Consider the following 17,526-nt stretch of genomic DNA (forward strand, 5'->3'; position numbering starts at 1 on the left):
GATCAATGGCGTAACTCGCTGACATCGGCCGTACGCCGGGCCAGCACGAGGTGGCCGCCGCCAAGGTCGAGCGGCGACAGCATATCCTTGTCGCTCTCGTCGCGGAATTGCGGTCCCCATGTGCTGGTGTCGGAAGCGCCGTCGAGCTTCAGCGTTGTGAAGTCCATCGGCCTGTCGAGATCGGGGAAAGGTACTGCGGCGACCAGTGAGCGCGTGTAGGGGTGGACCGGTTTCCTAAGCAGAATTTCGCGCGGCGCGAGCTCGACGATACGGCCGCCGCACATCACCGCGATGCGGTCTGCCATGTAGTCCACCACCGCCAGGTTGTGGGATATGAACAGGTAGGTCAGGCCCAGTTCCTTCTGCAGGTCCTTCAGAAGGTTCAGGATCTGCGCCTGGACGGAGACATCGAGTGCCGAAACCGGCTCGTCGCAGATCAGCAGTTCAGGCCCCAGCGCCAACGCGCGCGCGATGCCGATACGCTGACGCTGCCCGCCGGAGAAACTGTGCGGATAACGCTTTATGAAGCGCGGATCGAGCCCGATTGCCTGCATCAGGCTCTTGACTGTGGCGAGTCGGGACGCGGCATTGCCACGTTGATGGATCTCCAGCGGCTCGCTCAAGATGTTCTCCACCGTCATGCGAGGTGAAAGCGACGAAACCGGGTCCTGGAAGACCATCTGGATTTTGGCGCGCAGCATGCGCAGGGCGTCTCCCTCGGCTTCCAGGACGTCGATCGGACCATCGCGGCCGTTGAAGATCACAGAGCCGCCGTTTGGGGTGACAGCCCGCATGAGGACCTTGCTGACGGTGGTTTTGCCGGAGCCGCTTTCGCCGACAAGACCCAGACACTCACCTCGCCTGATATCGAAGCTCACGCCGTCCACGGCGCGAACAGAGGTTTGATGATCTCCGCCGAACCATCCGGACTTGCGGATGGTGAAGGTCTTTATGAGATCCCTGACCGACAGCAGGATGTCGTCCGGCCCCTTCGATGCCGGCGCCGTCTGCTTGCCGAGCAGATTCCCGACATTCACCGGCACCTCGCGGAGCGCCTTTAGCCTTTCGCCAGGCTTCAGGTCGAAATGCGGAACGGCTGCCATCAGGCCCTTCAGGTAGGGGTGGCCTGGCCGGCGGAATATCGCCTCGACAGGTCCCGCTTCCATGATCTCGCCATGGTACATGACCACCACCTCGTCGGCGACATTGGCGACCACGCCAAGGTCATGCGTGATCAGCAGCATCGCCATGTTCAGCTTGGCCTGAAGCCCGCGCAGCAATTGCAGGATTTGCGCCTGGATGGTGACGTCCAACGCCGTTGTCGGCTCGTCGGCGATCAACAGGGCGGGCCGGCAGATAAGCGCCATGGCGATCATCGCGCGTTGACGCAATCCTCCCGAAAGTTCAAACGGATACATGTCATAGGCGCGCTTGGGGTTGGGAAAGCCGACAAGGTCGAGCATTTCCTCGGCCCGCGCCTTGCGTTCCGCCCGAGCCATGGGCGTATGAATCTGCAGGGATTCGCTGACCTGATTGCCGACCGTGTGCAGCGGCGACAGTGATGTCATTGGCTCCTGAAAGATCTTGCCGATGCGGCTGCCTCTCAACGCCCGGATTTCGGGTCCGTCACGCGGCATCTGCAGGATATCCTGCGTCGTGCCGGGCTTTTCAGGATCGGAAAACAGGATACGGCCGCGAACATGGGCTGTGTTCGGCAAAATGCCCATCACTGCCTGGCTGAGAACCGATTTTCCGGAACCGGACTCGCCCACAAGCGCAGTAACCTTGCCGGGCAGGACGCGAAGATTTGCACGCCTGACGGCATGCAACGGTCCCCCGATAATGGCAAAAGAGATGCCAACATCCTCGATCCGCAGCAGATCAACACCCGAATTCATTCTCACACCAGCCCCACTCTGGCAGCCCGCCCGGCGGCAGGCCCTGAAAGCGAGACTAACGCATTGCCAGCCTAGAGCAACTTGGATTCGAAACGGTCGCCAGTTCCCTGGCGGAACCGGAGACCGGACGGCATACCAAAGGCGTTCGGATCAGATCGTGGCGGTTACTGGAGCTTCCTCGGGTCGCCCGCCGACAGTCGCGCGGCATCGCGATGAAGCAGCATGACCTGCTCGGCGTCGGATATTCGGTCGTGGATCGGCTCCAGCGCACCGTCCTCATCGAGTGCGAGAGCACCCGACAGATCGGGTGAAAGCACCGTCAGCTTCTGCTTGATGCCCGCCAGTTCCTCGTTGCCGAGCGTCAGCCAGCTGTTGGCGCCGCAATAGCCGGCGAAGTCTTTGCTGGCGAGAACGCTGTGCGGATATTTCTTGGTCAGGGTCTGGAGGCGCTGGACCTCGTTTACAGCCGAGCCGAAGACAGAGAATGTTAGCCGATCGGTAAGCCCGACGTTGCCGAACATCACATTGCCGACATGCAGGCCAATGCCAAATTTTATGTCGCCCAATCCCTGCTCCTTTCTGCGCAGATTGAGATCCATCATGCGTGCGGTGGCCTTGTGCGCTGCTGCAAGAGCAGCCTGGCAGGCGATCTCGGACTGCGAGCGGTGCCTTTCGCAAGGGTAGACGGCAATGAAGCCATCCCCCAGGAAACTCATGATCTGTCCGCCTCGGCGATTGAAAGGTGCAGCAATGGCATCGAAAAACTGGTTCAGGGTATCGATGTAGATTTCGCGGCCGGAAGTTTCGGCAAGCCTTGTCGACCCGCGCATATCGGCCATGACCAGTGCGGCCCGGATTGTGTCGCCCTCGCCGCGCTTGATCTGGCCGTCCAGCACGCGCCTGCCGGCGTCGCCGCCGAGATAAGTGGTCATCATGTTGTCGGCCAGCTTGGTGAGCACCGCCATCTTCGTTGCGATAGCGAGATGGTTCTGGATGCGCAGCAGCGCTGAAATCATGTTGTCGCTGAAGCCTGCAGCGCTGTCGGTGGACCAGGATCCCATCATGCCCTGACTGGTATTGCCGTTGAAGGGATGGACGAAAGCCATGTAATCGGTCACGCCCATAAGCCTGAGATCATCGAAAACAGGAAATTCCGACGGCATCGACGGGTCGAGCCGGCGCCGCAGATGGTCGAGCTTGTTGCTGAGCAGATGGTAGTATGGGCTGGTCAGGAATCTGTCAGAATGAACGCCGTCCTCTTTGCGGAAGCCTTCCACTTCCATGCCTTGGCCGCGAAGCCAGGTGAAGCCAAGCGCGTCATAAAGCGGATGAAGCATCGAAAAGCTCAAATGCACCCGCTTCAGCGGCAGGCCGGCAGCAGCCAGCCGTTCACAAAAGCCCTTTACCAATGTTTCCAGGGCGTCGCCCGCCAACGCCGATTGGGTCAGCCAATCGGCAACCTTATCCATGAGAATGGTGGAAATTTCTGCTTGCGCTGTGCTCATGCTATGTTGAGACCCGTCGAAGACGAGCCATTCTCCTTTGATCCGCCACTAACGACCCAGAGATAAGACCCTCGAAGTCAATGAAGCCGGCTTCGGGCAAAAGCCGGCGAAGGGCAATTATGTGGCGAGGCTGCCGGCGGAGTGCAATCACGATCCTGACATCAGGCAACAAATTCGCCAGCCCAGACGCCGTCAGGCCTTCACCACCGTCTCTCGGGCTAGCCCGAGGCGGCCAAAAACATTGCGTGTGTCGACGATCAGAAGAGCGTGATCAGCGATCGCCTGATAGTCGATCGCGTCGTGGTCGGTTGCAATGACGACAGCATCGAAATCCTTCAATGCCGCCTCGGTCAATTCGACCGAGCGCCGCCCCTTGATCGTCATATGCTCCCGTGTGGTCGGGATCTCGGTAACATGCGGATCGTGAAATTCCGCCTTGCCGCCCCATTCCTCGATGAGTTCAATGAGCCGCAACGAGGGGCTTTCGCGGATGTCGGGCACATTCTTCTTGTAGGCGAGCCCGATGATGAGAATGCGCGAGCGGCTGAGCGCCTTGCCGCAGCGCCGGTCCAGCGCCTTCGCCAGTTCATCGACCACATGACGCGGCATGGCCGTGTTGATCTCTGCCGCCAGCTCGATGAAGCGGGTCGGCATTTCGTATTCGCGCGCCTTCCACGTCAGGTAGAAGGGATCGATCGGAACGCAGTGCCCGCCAAGTCCGGGGCCAGGATAAAAGGGCATGTAGCCGAAGGGCTTGCTCTTTGCCGCCTCGATCACCTCCCAGATATCGATGCCCATCGCACCGAGCACGACCTTCAACTCGTTGACCAGGGCTATGTTGACCGAGCGGAAGATGTTTTCCGTCAGCTTGACCGCCTCGGCGGTCGCCGTGGTGGAAACCGGAACGACGGTCTTGACGACGCCCTGGTAGAAAGCCTGCACGAGTATCGCCGCTTCAATGCCGTCGCCTGCCACGACCTTGGGGATCGTCGCGACTTCAAAGCTGCGATTGCCGGGATCCTCGCGTTCGGGCGAGAAACCGAGGAAGAAGTCTATATTCGACTGCAAGCCGGTCTCTTCCAGTATCGGCTTGATCACGTCGTCGGTGGTGCCGGGATAGGTGGTCGATTCCAGCACGATCAGCTGGCCGAGACGCAGATGCTTCGCGACGGTGCCTGCCGTGTTCCTGACAAAGGAGAGGTCCGGCTCACGGTTTTTCGTCAGCGGTGTCGGAACGCAGATGATGATGACATCGCAGACGGCCAGTTCGGCAAAATCCGCAGTGCCGCGGAACCGTCCGCTCGCCACCTGGTCGGCAAGGGCTGTCGACGTCACCGCCTCAATGTAGGATTGGCCCTTGTTCAGGCTCTCGACCTTCTGGGATTCGATGTCGAAGCCGGAAACCGGGAAGCCGGCGCGTGCGATCGCAACTGCCAGCGGCAACCCGACATAGCCCAGCCCGATCACGCCGACTTGCGCGGCGCGCGTCGAAATCAGGTTCAGAAGACGGTCATATGTCGATCGTGAGGCGTCCAAAAAATCTGCTTTCCGTCAATTCGGACAGGCCGACCGCGCCCATGGCGAGGCTCACCTGGTTCCCCAAGAACCCCGACGGATATTGCGGAAAATTGATTTCCGCAAGCTGCCGTCAGGCCGGCACCTTCGCCTTCAGGCTTGCGGCGGCCATCGCATAGCCGCCGGCGGCGCCATCGATGAAATGAACGTGATCGCGCTGCAGCGGCGAGGCGACGAGGCATGTCATCAAGGCCGATTTCTGGCGGTGCAGGCCATAGTTGCAGATGCCCGCCTCTTCCGCCTGTTTCAGCCGGTTCTCGATCCGTTGCAACACATCCGCGTCAACGTCGATAGTCATCTTCAAGCCGTCGTCGAACTTCCGGAAATCCGAATTGCTGGCCACGTCGCGTTTGTAGATCTTCGGATCGAAGCTGCCGATCGTCCAGCCATATCTATCACTGACAGCCGTAAGCGTCAGCTGGAACAATATCCACAGCTTCGACAGCCACCGCCATCCTGCCGGCGCCATGGCCCGCGCCTCGATATCGAGGCCGGCGGGCGAAAAACTGTAGGCCGGACCGTTCACCGGCAACGGGTGGCCATCGCGTTCCTGCCCCCCGGCAAGGGCGATGATGTCGGAAGCCAAAGACTGAAAACTGCGCAAGTCGCGCGACGCCCCCGGGATGGCTATGATCGAGACGATTTCGCCGTGCCGGGCGTCGATCGGGTTCCAGCGGCAGGAGAGGCCGGTAAGATCCGGCCGTGTGCCGGCTGGCGCAGGATCGATGCGGTAGCGCCCCGCTTTCATCTCGGCTTCCGCCCAACTGCCGCCACCGCCCGCAAACATGGCATAGAAGACCGCTTCGGAGGCCCGGAACCTCGCCACGCGAACGTCGAGGCCTTGCGCTCTTATATCCTCTATCGGCACGATTGCGGCACGCAAGGTCAGGTCCAGTTCGTCCGCCACCCATCTCTGGACAGCGGCCAGCGCGTTGCGGGTGATCTCCAGTGCCGAGCCGGGAAACGCCACGAGCGCGCCGTCGCCGCCGAAGACAAAGGGAAGATCTCGCCGACCCAGCGCATTGAGCAGCGCCGAGATAACGCTGGCGCCGGCCATATTGACGGTTTTATAGCGCCCAGCGTCGATCGCCTTGGTCGAGCCGACGATGTCGGCGGTGGCCAGCGCCCAGCCATCCGGGAGAGGCCGATAGTTATCGATATCGGCAACGCTTTCGAACCTTGCGAAGACCGGCAAAGAAGCGACAAACGGATCGGACGCTGCAGCTGTTTCCATGAGCATCAGATACCACATTCCACTGCTTGAAAGTGAGTCGATCATGCTTCGAAATTGACTTGCGCAGGCTTTCCGATGATAGGGTCCGACGATGCGAATTGCCTTCTACGCGCCGCTGAAGTCGCCCAATCATCCCGTTGCCTCCGGCGACCGCCAGATGGCACGGACGCTGGTCAAGGCGCTGGAGCATGCAGGGCATAGCGTCGAACTGGCATCCGAATTGCGCTTCTATCTACGCGAACCGGTTCCGAAAAGTTTCGATGCGCTCAAGATCGAAGCCCGAGAGGAAGCCGCGCGGCTGACAAAGCTTTGGGATCGTGACGGCAAGCCCGATCTCTGGTTCTGCTATCATCCCTATTACAAGGCGCCCGACCTGATCGGACCCGAACTGGCGTCGGCCTTTGCTATCCCCTGTGTGACAGCGGAAGCCTCCTATTCAAGGCGGCGCAACGCCGGTTTGTGGGCCGACACGCAGGCGTTGGTGGCGCGAGCCGTCGAACAGGCAGCGCTGAACATCTGCTTCACGCAAAGGGATCGTCAGGGACTGGCTGATGCGATTCCCGACGCCGCTCTCGGTCTGCTTTCGCCCTTCATCGACACATCGGCATTCTGGGAAATGCCGGCACGGGGTTGTCCGACGCGCCTCGTTACCGTCGCCATGATGCGCCCGGGCGACAAAGTCGAAAGCTATCGCATGCTGGCGCAGGCGCTCGGTCCGATCGGCCACCTGCCCTGGACCATGTCCGTCGTCGGGGATGGGCCTGCCCGTGACGAGGTCAAAGCGCAATTCGCCGGCTTGCCCGCCGACCGTATCGTATGGCTTGGCGCGATTGAGCCGGCCGCCGTGCCGGATGTCCTCTACAGTGGGGGAATTTACGTCTGGCCGGGTTACGGCGAGGCCTATGGCGTTGCCTATCTTGAAGCACAGGCCGCCGGCCTTCCGGTGGTGGCTCAGGACATCGCCGGCGTGCCGGAGGTCGTGCGGGATGGCCAGACCGGGTTTCTCACCCCGCCGGGCGATGTGGCGGCGTTCGCTTCTGCCATTGAAAGGCTTCTCACCCGTAACGACGAAAGAACCATCATGGCCGCGGAAGCCAGACGTTTCATCCTCGAAGAACGCTCCCTCGGTGTTGCAGCGGGGCGTCTGGCCGAACTTCTTGCGAAGATCCCGGTTTCATGACATCCGATCGGATCTGGCAGCCCTTGGTGGAAGAACTGGCGTGCCGGCAACGGGCGGACCGTAAGGCAGAGTTCTGGCTCCGCGACGATGACGCCGTGGATCCGACGCCTGCGCTTGATCGGCTGCTCGACCTCACCGGTGAATTCGCGGTTCCGGTCACTCTGGCCGTCATTCCGGCCCTGACTGATGAGAAGCTTGTCGTCCGGCTTGACGAGGCGCCGCATGCCGCGGTCGCCATCCATGGCTGGGCGCACCGAAATCATGCGCCCGAGAACCAGAAAAAGCAGGAGCTCGGCGCGCATCGGCCACGCGAGGCGGTGCTCGATGATCTGGCTCGCGGGCTGTCGCATATAACCGGCCTGCACGGCTCACGTGCCGTTCCGATGCTGGTGCCACCCTGGAACAGGATCGACGCCGGCTTGGTACCCAACCTTGGATCGATAGGATTTGCGGCATTGTCGGTCTATGGGCCGCCGAAGCCGGCTCCACTGGCGGTCATCAACAGCAATGTCGACATCATGGATTGGCATGGCACGCGCGGCTGCCGAGATCATGGCCTATTGGTTCAGGCTATCATCGCGCAATTGCAGCGTGCACTCGGCGGCGGCGAACCGGTCGGCCTGCTCACCCACCATCTCGTACATGATGAATCGGCCTGGCTGTTCCTCGAACGGCTGTTCACAGTCACCGCACAGACTGAAGCGTGCGCATGGCTTCCGATCGGGACATTGATCGGGCGCAGCGCCAGTAGAGGAAAATAGCTCAGCGCTTTTTGTGCAACGAGCCCGGAAATTGGAGCGTCTGGCCATCCCGAGCGGCAAAAGCGCCGGCAAACCTGTCTTTGGCCAGTTGCTCGATCTCGTCCAGTTGCTCGTCGGTGCGTGTCGGATCGTGGTGAAACAGCGCAAGCCGCCGCGCACCGGCCGCCTCACAGAGCTTGACGCCCTGTTGCCACGTCGAATGCCCGTTACCGCGGCGGCGTTTCATTTCCTGGTCGGTGTAGGTGCAATCGTAAATGACGAGGTCGGCATCTTCGATCAGGGCGAGCACCGCCTGATCGAGTTTGTCCGGCTCGTGCTCAGTGTCTGTGATCACCGCCACGACCCGGCCGCCCCATTCTACCCGGTAGCCTATGCAGCCGCCCGGATGGATAAGACTGCCGGTTCGGACCACCACCCCTTCGCGCGGGCGAAGCACGTCTCCGGATACGAAATCGCGGCAGTCGAGGCTTGCCTTGCAGATCTCCAGTTTCACCGGAAACCACGGCGGCCGCATGAACTCATCGACCATCTGCCGGGTCGTCATGCGTCCTGCAAGATGCCCGGACCAAAGCGTAAGCTTGACGCTCCGGTCATAGATCGGCGCAAAAAACGGCAGCCCGATGATGTGATCGTAATGGCAATGGGTGAAAAACAGGTCGAAATCGGTCACGCCTGACGCCCGAAGTGCGGCGCCGGCAGGCCGTAGGCCAGAGCCCGCGTCGAATAGAAGCGTGTGCTTGCCGCATCGCATCTCAATGCAGCTCGTGTTGCCGCCATAGCGAGAGAATTCTGGCCCTGATACCGGAGTGCTGCCGCGCACGCCCCAAAACCTGACCAGGAAAACTTCGTAGTCCATGCTACCCCTTCCCAGTCCCCGTCGCCCATCGTAGCCAAACAACTGCTGCTAGGCGAGACAGGTTTTCTCCGGGGTAACCTTCTCAGCAAGAGGCCAGTGCCATCGCGACGGCGAGGATCGAGCGCACGTCATCCGTTATTTGGTGCTTCGTGCGTCGATCAGATCCGCGGTCGTATGGCTTAGGCGATCGGCAAGAACCCGCAATATCTCGATGGTCATTTCCGGGAACTCCCTCATAAGCCTCAGGAAATGATCCTTGCGGATCCTCAAGACTTCCAGCGGACTTGCCGCTCTGACGGTGGCGGTGCGAGAGCTGTTGCACAATATGGCGATCTCGCCAACAATCGAATTTGGCTCCAGTTCGGCAACTTTTATCGGTCCGCTGTCGGAATCGACCAGAATATCCGCCCTGCCTGAAAGGATGACATAGGCGGCGTCTCCCTCGTCGCCCTGCCGGAAAAGGATCTGGCCGGCGCTGTAGCTCACACGATCGGATGTGAACGCAAGCAGCTTGAGCTTTGTCGGGTCGATGGCAGAGAACAAGGGAACGCGTTGCAGCATTGCAACTTCATCCTTGAGCAGCATTGTCGCAAACCTTCCCAAAATTCGCGTTTGCCAGACTAGAGCAATGGACGCCCAGATGGAATGAATTCTGTTTCCGGGATGGCGAGACGAACCGCGCGAAAGGTGGCGAGCCCGATGTCGTGCGATCGGGCGATGCCACCTGGCAATGGCGTCCGCCAACCGGAAACTCGAAGAGCCGGATGAATCTGCGGCAAACCCTTCGGGTTTCGGCGGGATGTGGCCTCGCTGCGCCCGTCGTCGAATCCCTTGACCTTGCAGTAAATTCCCACCGGCAGAATGATCCCATCTGAATGTCCGCTGCTCTATGACAACAGTCCCTTCAATGTACCGTTCCCTGCCAAAAGTGTCTCGGGTGTTCCGTCTTCCACCAATTTACCCGAATCGAAGACGATAACGCGATCGAACATTATCGCCATCGCCGGATTCGTCACGACCCACACAATTGCCGGCGAATGGCCGTCGCGCCTGGCTTCCTCGAGCACGTTCCGCAGCACCTTGTCCTGCATGCGCTGGTCGAGCGCCGACAGCGGCCGGTTGAGAATGAGAAAATCAGGACGCTTGAGCAGGGCCCGGGCAACATCGAGTTTCTGTCGCTGCCCGCTGGTCAGCCGCCTGCCGCTGGAGCCGACGTTGAAGTCCAGGCCGACATCCAGAAGTTCGGCATAAAGCCCAAGTTCGTCAAGAATGTCATAGACGATGGAGCGTATGCGATCCGGCGCGTCGGGATGGTTGTTGCCCACACGCCCGAACAGGACATTATCCATGACGGTGGCCGCGGCAATGTATTTGGCGGGATCATACCGTTCGATGGCATTCTGCAGCTCGGGCGGCAGGTTTTCATAGAACAGGTTGCGTGCAGCGACGATCTTGCTCATCAGTTCGTCGCTCAGCAGGCCGAAACGGTGCCGGGGCTCGATATAGGCAAAGCTCAAGGTGACGATCATGGCGCGGTCGCTCTCCGAAACCGCCTCGTGGGGACGGTTCTTGAGCCGTTGCAGCAAGGTTTCGTAGGTGGGTATCTCCTCGGCGCTCATGAAGGCAAGTTGCTGGAAGAACGGGTGATCGGGCGGCAGGTCGGCAAACAGCTCGATCGCCTGTTCGGCGATCTCCATGCCCATTTCGTAGAGCGTGCGGTCGAGGCCGGCTTGCCTCAGAACAGAAGCAAAATAGGGATTGGCCGCCAGAGCCCTGTCGGCCAGTTCGGGGCCGGCGGCAGCGCCGAAGAGCAGGTTTTGGCCGATCGTTGCTTCCTTGTTGTAGGCGCCCGGTTCGAAAGGAACCACTAGTCCGCTCAGCCCTTCGTGTTCCAGCCGGGCTCGCAGCGCCGCACGCAGTTCGACGATCCGCCGGGCAAGCTCGCTGTGACGCGTGAGATCGGCCGAAGAGCGCAAGCCAAGATCCAGGATATCGCGCGATAGAACAACCGCGTCGAGTACCCGGCGCACGGCTTCAAAGAGGTCGTGCGGGCCGGTAGCGCCGGCGGAAACATAGTTGATCCAGTCGCTGTGGATATCAAGATCCGGATTGCCCGACAGGCGCGCCTCATGCATGTTCCAGCGGTGCTGGTCTGCCGCAGCATCGTCATAAGGCACCGATGTCAGCGGCGCATGCTTCAGCCCGTAGAGCAGGTTATCGCGTAGGCTTGCCTGGAACAGGAAAACATCCGACGAGGCATAGGACATGCGCCGGCCGGTCACTGCTTCGGGGAGTTCAAGCAAGTCGTCGGCGCCCGAAGCGACCCTTCCGCTGTCCGGCCAGTTCAGCCTTGCGAAGGCTTCTGCAAGCGCCTCGGCTCCACCTGTTGCGGTACTGAGCAGCGCCACCGTCTCACCCGGCTTGATCTTGAGGGAGACACGGTCGAGGAGCATTGCACCGCCATCATCTGCTATCGACAGACCGATCGCCGACAGGGGCTTGGTCATCGGATCGGGATCGTCGATCGTCAATGCCCCGATCCTCGGCGCAATGAGCCGATCGACGGTGAATTGTTCAACGACCTGCTGATATTTGACCTGGACATCCTGCCGCGCCTGATCCCAGTCGATCAGTTCCTTCATCGGTCCGGGCAGGTCCTTGTAGGCGCCGATCACGGCCACGAGCTGACCGACGTCCAGCCGCCCCTGGATGACCAGATATCCGCCGATCATGTAGAACAGAAAGGGCGTGAGCTGCGCGAGAAAATTGTTCAGAAACTTCACCATGAATTTCCATTGGTAAAGATCGAAGCGGATCTTGAAGATGAGCCCGAGCCGGGCAGCTATGTCGGCGCGCTCGTAGTTTGATGTGTCGTGGACGTGTACCGCGCCGATGCCGTCGACGATTTCGCCAACCCGGCCCGAAAGCGCGCGCGCCGTCAACTGCCGTTCGCGCCCGAGCACGATCAGCCGCCGCCGCATTCGCGGGATGAGCACGATCTGGACCGCCACGATCCCGGCCGCGATCATTCCGAGCCAGAAATTCTGGACCACGATGAACAGCATGGCCGTCAGCGCCTGGCCGCCGAGCAGCACCGGCTGCACGAAGGCATCGCCGATGAAGCCGCCCAGCGGCTCCACCTCGTCCTTCACCATGGTCGCCACTTCGGCGGATTTCACCCGCTTGAAGTAAAACGGCGGAAACCGCAGCACACGATCGACCAGATCGAAGCGGATACGCCGCAGCATGCGTTCGCCGAGGCGGCCCTTGTAGGTGTTGATATAGAATTTGAACAGGCCGTTGATGACGACCAGCAAGAGGAACACAAGGCTCAGCGCAAACAGCGTCGCCACGCGGTCGAGCTGAAAACCGGAGAAGAACTGGACCTCTCCGATGAACGGCAGGTTATAGTGCAGCCTCATGAATGGCTGGGTCGCGCCCGGTTGCTCGAACCCGCTACCTTGGATCGGGCCGTTGATGATCAGCTTCGGCAGGTCGAAGGACATGAAATACGGGATCATCGAAAGCACGACGATCATCAATATCCAGAGCTGCTGCTTCTTGGTGTGCGTCCAGATATAGCGGGCTAGGCTGGGTTCCATATGCGGCTGTGGACCCTTCAGTTGGAACGATGCAGGATGTAAAAGCACCTGCCGGCGAATGGCGTGTCGGCAATTTCTTCGTCACCAAGAACAAGCTCGAAGCTGCAGCGCACGGAAATTGTCCTGCGCTCAACGATGGAAGGAACCTGCGACGCGGCGCGATCCAGTTCCGGCGCATGGTCGATGACAACGACATGGGCATTGCTGATCATCGAAGAAGGCGGCTGGCCAAACGGTTCGCGGCTTCGGTAGGGTTTCGGCGAATAGCCGAGCAGCACGAAGCCGCAGCTGAGCGGCTGGTGCTGGCGAATGGACGCCGATGGTACGGACAGATGCAACAGGCTCTCTCCGGCACCGGGCAATGGCGAAGCGGCTTGCAGCATAATCACGTCCGCGAATCAACAGCCTTCCGGGAGGCAAGATTGCGTTGTGTCGCCCGAAATCCCAACCTACAAGACGAATATGATGGATGTCACGCAACCACGCAATGCCGGCATGGACTGGCACGAGCAAGCCTTTGACCTGACGCGGGGAATTGCTGCCTATGTCAAGTGCCCCCTGGTGGCAGGGCTGGCGCGCGTCATCACCAGGCATCCGAACGCCGATATCGCCAACGCCTTCAACCACAAGCAGGTCGCCTGCAAGATGTGGGCGCTCGACAGGCTGTTCGAAAGCTGCGGCGGCCGGTTCGGGCGCATATGGGTTCTGGGTGGATGGTACGGCGTATTGCCGGCTATGCTTTTCAACGACGCCCGCTTCGACATCGCGGCAGTCGATAGCATCGACATCGATCCCGAAGTCGCGCCGGTCGCCCGGACCCTCAACCGGGAAGCCGGCGACCGGTTCCGGGCGCTGACGGCAGATATGTACGCACTCGACTATGCGGCCGGGCGGCCCGACCTGATGGTCAATACGAGCTGCGAACACATAGCCGATCTGCGCGCCTGGCTTGCTCTGCTTCCGCGGGGCACGACTGTACTGCTGCAATCGAACGATTATTTCAGCGAGCCGACGCACATCAACTGCGTGGCTTCGCTTGCAGCCTTCGAAGCAATGGCGGCGTTACGGGAGGTGCGGTTCTCCGGCGAACTGCCGACAAAAAAATATACGCGCTTTATGCTGATTGGAACTGTTTGACGCATTTCGCGCGGTTTGGGACAACGACATGCATAAACGAGGAGTTGAAGCGCGTCGCACGAACCTCGCCAGACGCGACGCGCGTTAGCATCTATCGTCTGTTTTGATCATGAACTTCTCCGAAACCGGGCCCCACTTTTAGGGACCATGTTCGATACCGCTGGCGCAGAATTTGCGCCGAGCGATGCGCGCCCTCCAGATCGAGACGATGCGCGGCTGGCGTCGGTCCCGCAAGCGCCTGTTCGATCGCTTGCGCCAAACCTTCAGGCGTTAGGTCCTTCTCCATCAGCACCGTTGCAAGACCGAGTTCTTCGAGCCTCAGGGTGCGAACCGTCTGTTCGGTTTCCCCGCCGGCTGCAAATGGAACGAGCAGAGAGCGACAACCCGCGCGCAGGACATCGCAGACCGTGTTGTAACCCGCCTGCGAGACCGACAGGCGGGCGCCGGTCAGCAGGCTGGCGAAATCCTCGCGGAACCGGAAGATGGACAGGACCGGCGAGGCATCGCGTGTGATCGCGTCAAACTCGTCTTTCGGCAGGTTGGGGCCGGTGATCAAACACCATTTCCCAGCGTTGTTGGCATGCCGCGCCGCTGCGATGGTGGAGCAGACAAGGCTCTTTCCGGCAGCCCCGCCGCCAACCGACACCAGAACGTCGAACCGCGCGGAGGCCGCGGGCGATGGCGGCGCGGCAACGAGCCCTGTGTAGGTGACCTCGGCCTTGATCGCCCCAGCCAATGGAAATGTCTTGTCGATGGTTGCGAAAGCCGGATCGCCGTGGACCATGACAAGGTCGAAATGCCTGTTGATCAGATCGACCGTTTCCTCGTTTCGGCCCGGCTTGACGCGCTCCTGAAGGATATCACGGACGGACGTCGCCAGCAGCGGTCTGGGCGACGTCGCGTCGATGGCCTCGATCAGCGGCAGGAGTTCGAAACGCATCTGCCGGCGTCCAAATGGAAACGCCTCGACAATGACGATATCAGGCCTGCAATCCCGGAACGCCTGCAGCAGCATCTCTGAACGCCATCTCTTGAAATCATCGTCGATGGGTTTGCCCTGCAGGTCGACAAGTCCGGAAAATCCTTCATCCCCGGAGGTGACAGGTGGCAGGGTTACAGATTTCACACCCACTCCCGGAAACCCCGCGATCGGCGCTCCGCCGGTCACGACGGTTACGTCAAACCCGTCGTCGACCAGAGCCGCCGCAATGCGGCTGGCGCGCGCGAGATGGCCGATGCCGAGCAGGTGCTGGACATAGAAGAAAGCCCGCAGCCGCTTCATTCGGCGGCCCGCCACTCCCGCTCGAACAGTTCCTTGAGCTGTCCAATGCTTGCCAAATGATCGAAATTACCGCGCACGCGCCGCTCTGCGGCGTCGCCGAGGCGGGCGCGCAGCACGGGATCACGGATCAGGCGCTCCAGCGCCTGCGCCAGGGCAATTGGGTTTTCCGTCGGAACCAGCAGCCCGGTTTCATCCGGCGATAGAAGCTCCGGCACGCCGGAAATATCGGTCGACACGCAGGCAAGCCGCTGGCTAGCCGCCTCCACCAGGACATTCGGCAGACCGTCCCGGTCGCCATTTGCGGTGATCCTGCAGGCCAGGGCGAAGATGTCGGCGCAGCGGTAGTGCTCAAGCACCTCCTCCTGCGCAAGCGCGCCTTTCCAAAAGACGCGGCCATCCAGGCCGAGCTTTTGCGCCAGCGCCTTGAACCGTTCTAGTTCCTCGCCGCCGCCGATATGCTCGAAACGCCACGCCAAATCACCAGGCAAGAGGGCAAGGGCCTCCAGCAACGTATCGTAACCTTTCTTTTCAACGGCGCGCCCCACACTCAGAATGATAACCGGTTGGTCCGGCGCCGAGCCGTCATGCTGTTTTCGCGCCTCGCCGAAACTGCCGAAGCGATCAAGGTCGAGCCCATGATAGCTCAGATGCACAGACGCGTTGCCGTTAGCGAGTTTTTTCAGACGGTCGAAGCCGGTTTTCGTGCAAGTTACCGTCCAGCGGGCCGAGGAAAGCTTGCCAGCCAGATCCCAGTCCGCCGAAGTCCAGATGTCCTTGGCATGGGCCGAGCAACTCCAGGGCAGGCCACGAAGCTGGCTGGCATAGCGCGTCACCGATGCCGGTGTATGCGCGAAATGTGCGTGCAGCCAGCCCGCGTCTTCCGGCCATTCGGCCGCCAGCACGAGCGCTTGCCCGAAGCGGCGCGCGCGATTACGCGTAAAGTCGCGGCCGAGGTCGATAGCCAGCGATCCGAGCGCGCGCCAGAAGCCCGGCCGAAGCAGATAAGCAAACAGGGAGCGAACCACGCGCAGCGGCTCTTCATGCAGATATTCCGGCAGATAATGGACGGGCGCTTTGATCTCGTCATGCACGGGGTGGCGTTTTGCGTCGGTCGGCCGCCTGAGCGCGAAGAGTATCAGGTCGAACCCCGCACGCTCCAGACCGAGCAGTTCCTGCGCGATGAAGGTTTCCGACAGCCGCGGATAGCCCTTCAGAACCACGACGATCTTGCGATGTTGCAATTCAGATCATGCCTTCAATGACCGAAAGGTGATGGCCGCCTCGCCGGTCGAGCAGTTCCGAGACGATTTCAGAAATGTGAGGCAGCCCTTCCAGCGTCAGATGCGGATGGCTCTGCGATGGGCCGGGCCGGGCCGGCAGCACCTCCAGCGCATTGGCAAACCGCTGGGAATCCTCGGCTTCTTCCGGCAAAAGCATCTCAATGAGGCCGAGTTCGGCTGCGCGCCGTGCTCGAATCAGTTGTTCCTCGCGGGGCTTGACGCGCGGCACGATCAGCGCCGGCTTGTCGAAAGACAGTATCTCGCAATAGGTGTTGTAACCGCCCATCGCCACGACCGCCTTGGCGCCGGCAATGAGATCTTCCATGCGGTTGTCGAACTCGATGATCTTGATATAGGGGATCTTGGCCCCCTTCTTGAGCAGCTTGTTGCGCTTGCGCGCCGGCATGTAAGGCCCAAGCACGATCAGCGCCCTATGCTGCAATTGCGGATCCTGCTGATAGGCATCGATGACACTGTGGATCAGGTCGCCGCCGTCACCGCCGCCACCGGTGGTAACGAGGATATAATCGCCGTCGGGCCGGTGGCCGGGCAACTCGTTCTTCTGCAGGCTCCGTTGCAGGAAACCGACGAACTTCATCTTTGCCCTGACAGCCGGCGGCACGTCCAAACCGATCAGCGGATCGTAGAAATCCGGCGGACCATAGACCCAGACTTTGTCGTAGAACAGGCCTATCTTACGCATCACATCCCTGTGTGCCCACTCTGCTTCGAGCAGATGCGGCGCGTCCATCACCTCGCGCAGGCCGAGCACGAGCGTGGTGCCCCGCGTCTTAAGGTAGGACAGCGTGTCCTCGATCTCACCGCGCAGGCCAAGCGGTTCCTTGTCGACGATGAAGATATCCGGCCGGAAGGTCTCGGCTGTGTGGCGGATGATCGACTGGCGCATCCTTAGCGTCTCATGCAGATCGATATCCTTTTCCAGCGAGGTGTATTCGCCGTTGCGCAACTTGATGACGCTGGGGATCTTCACGAAGTCGACACGGGCGCGGTAGTCGAAGGCGCCAGCGATAGTCGCACCCGAAATGATAAGCACCTGAAGTCCGCGGAAATCCTCGACCAGCGAATGCGCGATCGTCCGGCAGCGCTGCAAGTGACCGAGCCCGAACGTGTCGTGGCTGTACATGAGAATTCGAGCATTTTGTACGTGCTGGGTCATTGTTGAACGTCTTTTGGAATTCTCGCCTGAGGACCGTGG

14 protein-coding genes are annotated in these 17,526 nt (G+C 60.8%); 3 read left to right on the forward strand and 11 right to left on the reverse strand.

Features of this window, described 5'->3' with window-relative positions; all coding sequences use genetic code 11:
- Positions 1-2: 2 nt before the first annotated feature.
- From AC0L15_RS06035 to AC0L15_RS06050, 4 genes are all read right to left on the reverse strand, one after another.
- The gene (locus AC0L15_RS06035) at positions 3-1,898 is read right to left on the reverse strand and encodes an ABC transporter ATP-binding protein (RefSeq protein ID WP_287064596.1); all 1,896 of its coding nucleotides are present in this window, start codon (positions 1,896-1,898) and stop codon (positions 3-5) included.
- A 164-nt stretch (positions 1,899-2,062) separates the two neighbouring features.
- On the reverse strand, positions 2,063-3,403 hold the full coding sequence (locus tag AC0L15_RS06040) for an adenylate/guanylate cyclase domain-containing protein (RefSeq protein ID WP_287064595.1): 1,341 nt from the start codon (positions 3,401-3,403) through the stop codon (positions 2,063-2,065).
- A gap of 192 nt (positions 3,404-3,595) precedes the next feature.
- On the reverse strand, positions 3,596-4,939 hold the full coding sequence (locus AC0L15_RS06045) for a nucleotide sugar dehydrogenase (RefSeq protein ID WP_287064594.1): 1,344 nt from the start codon (positions 4,937-4,939) through the stop codon (positions 3,596-3,598).
- Positions 4,940-5,051: 112 nt separating this feature from the next.
- A complete protein-coding gene (locus tag AC0L15_RS06050; RefSeq protein WP_287064593.1) occupies positions 5,052-6,230 on the reverse strand; it encodes a DUF3095 domain-containing protein in 1,179 nt (392 codons plus the stop codon).
- Positions 6,231-6,303: 73 nt separating this feature from the next.
- Between AC0L15_RS06050 and AC0L15_RS06055 the strand changes: the two genes are divergently transcribed.
- Together AC0L15_RS06055 and AC0L15_RS06060 are read left to right on the forward strand one after the other, a co-directional pair.
- Positions 6,304-7,392 carry a glycosyltransferase family 4 protein gene (locus tag AC0L15_RS06055; protein WP_128173708.1) on the forward strand — a complete coding sequence of 363 codons (1,089 nt, stop codon included), beginning with the start codon at positions 6,304-6,306 and terminating at the stop codon, positions 7,390-7,392.
- The gene (locus tag AC0L15_RS06060) at positions 7,389-8,153 is read left to right on the forward strand and encodes a polysaccharide deacetylase family protein (protein WP_128173707.1); all 765 of its coding nucleotides are present in this window, start codon (positions 7,389-7,391) and stop codon (positions 8,151-8,153) included. Before AC0L15_RS06055 ends, AC0L15_RS06060 begins: the two co-directional genes overlap by 4 nt.
- Position 8,154: 1 nt before the next feature.
- Here the strand turns inward: AC0L15_RS06060 and AC0L15_RS06065 are convergent, their stop codons facing one another.
- From AC0L15_RS06065 to AC0L15_RS06080, 4 genes are all read right to left on the reverse strand, one after another.
- Positions 8,155-9,009 carry an MBL fold metallo-hydrolase gene (locus tag AC0L15_RS06065; RefSeq protein ID WP_287064592.1) on the reverse strand — a complete coding sequence of 285 codons (855 nt, stop codon included), beginning with the start codon at positions 9,007-9,009 and terminating at the stop codon, positions 8,155-8,157.
- Positions 9,010-9,144: 135 nt separating this feature from the next.
- A complete protein-coding gene (locus AC0L15_RS06070) occupies positions 9,145-9,594 on the reverse strand; it encodes a cyclic nucleotide-binding domain-containing protein (RefSeq protein ID WP_091594718.1) in 450 nt (149 codons plus the stop codon).
- A gap of 302 nt (positions 9,595-9,896) precedes the next feature.
- On the reverse strand, positions 9,897-12,611 hold the full coding sequence (locus AC0L15_RS06075) for an ABC transporter transmembrane domain-containing protein (RefSeq protein WP_473496003.1): 2,715 nt from the start codon (positions 12,609-12,611) through the stop codon (positions 9,897-9,899).
- A gap of 17 nt (positions 12,612-12,628) precedes the next feature.
- Entirely contained in the window at positions 12,629-12,889 is a 261-nt protein-coding gene (locus AC0L15_RS06080) for a hypothetical protein (protein ID WP_287064590.1), read from the reverse strand.
- 187 nt (positions 12,890-13,076) lie between these two features.
- On the opposite strand from AC0L15_RS06080, the gene AC0L15_RS06085 reads away from it, so the two are divergent.
- A complete protein-coding gene (locus AC0L15_RS06085; RefSeq protein ID WP_287246595.1) occupies positions 13,077-13,748 on the forward strand; it encodes a class I SAM-dependent methyltransferase in 672 nt (223 codons plus the stop codon).
- A 91-nt stretch (positions 13,749-13,839) separates the two neighbouring features.
- Here AC0L15_RS06085 and AC0L15_RS06090 read toward each other — a convergent pair whose 3' ends face one another.
- From AC0L15_RS06090 to AC0L15_RS06100, 3 genes are read right to left on the reverse strand one after another with little or no spacing between them, the layout of a single operon-like run.
- Complete coding sequence (locus AC0L15_RS06090; protein ID WP_287064589.1) at positions 13,840-15,030, reverse strand: glycosyltransferase family protein; 1,191 nt, start codon at positions 15,028-15,030, stop codon at positions 13,840-13,842.
- On the reverse strand, positions 15,027-16,271 hold the full coding sequence (locus AC0L15_RS06095) for a glycosyltransferase (RefSeq protein ID WP_023797957.1): 1,245 nt from the start codon (positions 16,269-16,271) through the stop codon (positions 15,027-15,029). The genes AC0L15_RS06090 and AC0L15_RS06095 overlap by 4 nt, the downstream gene beginning before the upstream one ends.
- Before the next feature lies 1 nt (position 16,272).
- Positions 16,273-17,487: a glycosyltransferase family protein gene (locus AC0L15_RS06100; RefSeq protein WP_023797956.1), complete on the reverse strand. Its 1,215-nt coding sequence runs from the start codon at positions 17,485-17,487 to the stop codon at positions 16,273-16,275.
- Positions 17,488-17,526: the final 39 nt, after the last annotated feature.

The organism is Mesorhizobium sp. WSM4846 (assembly GCF_055811415.1).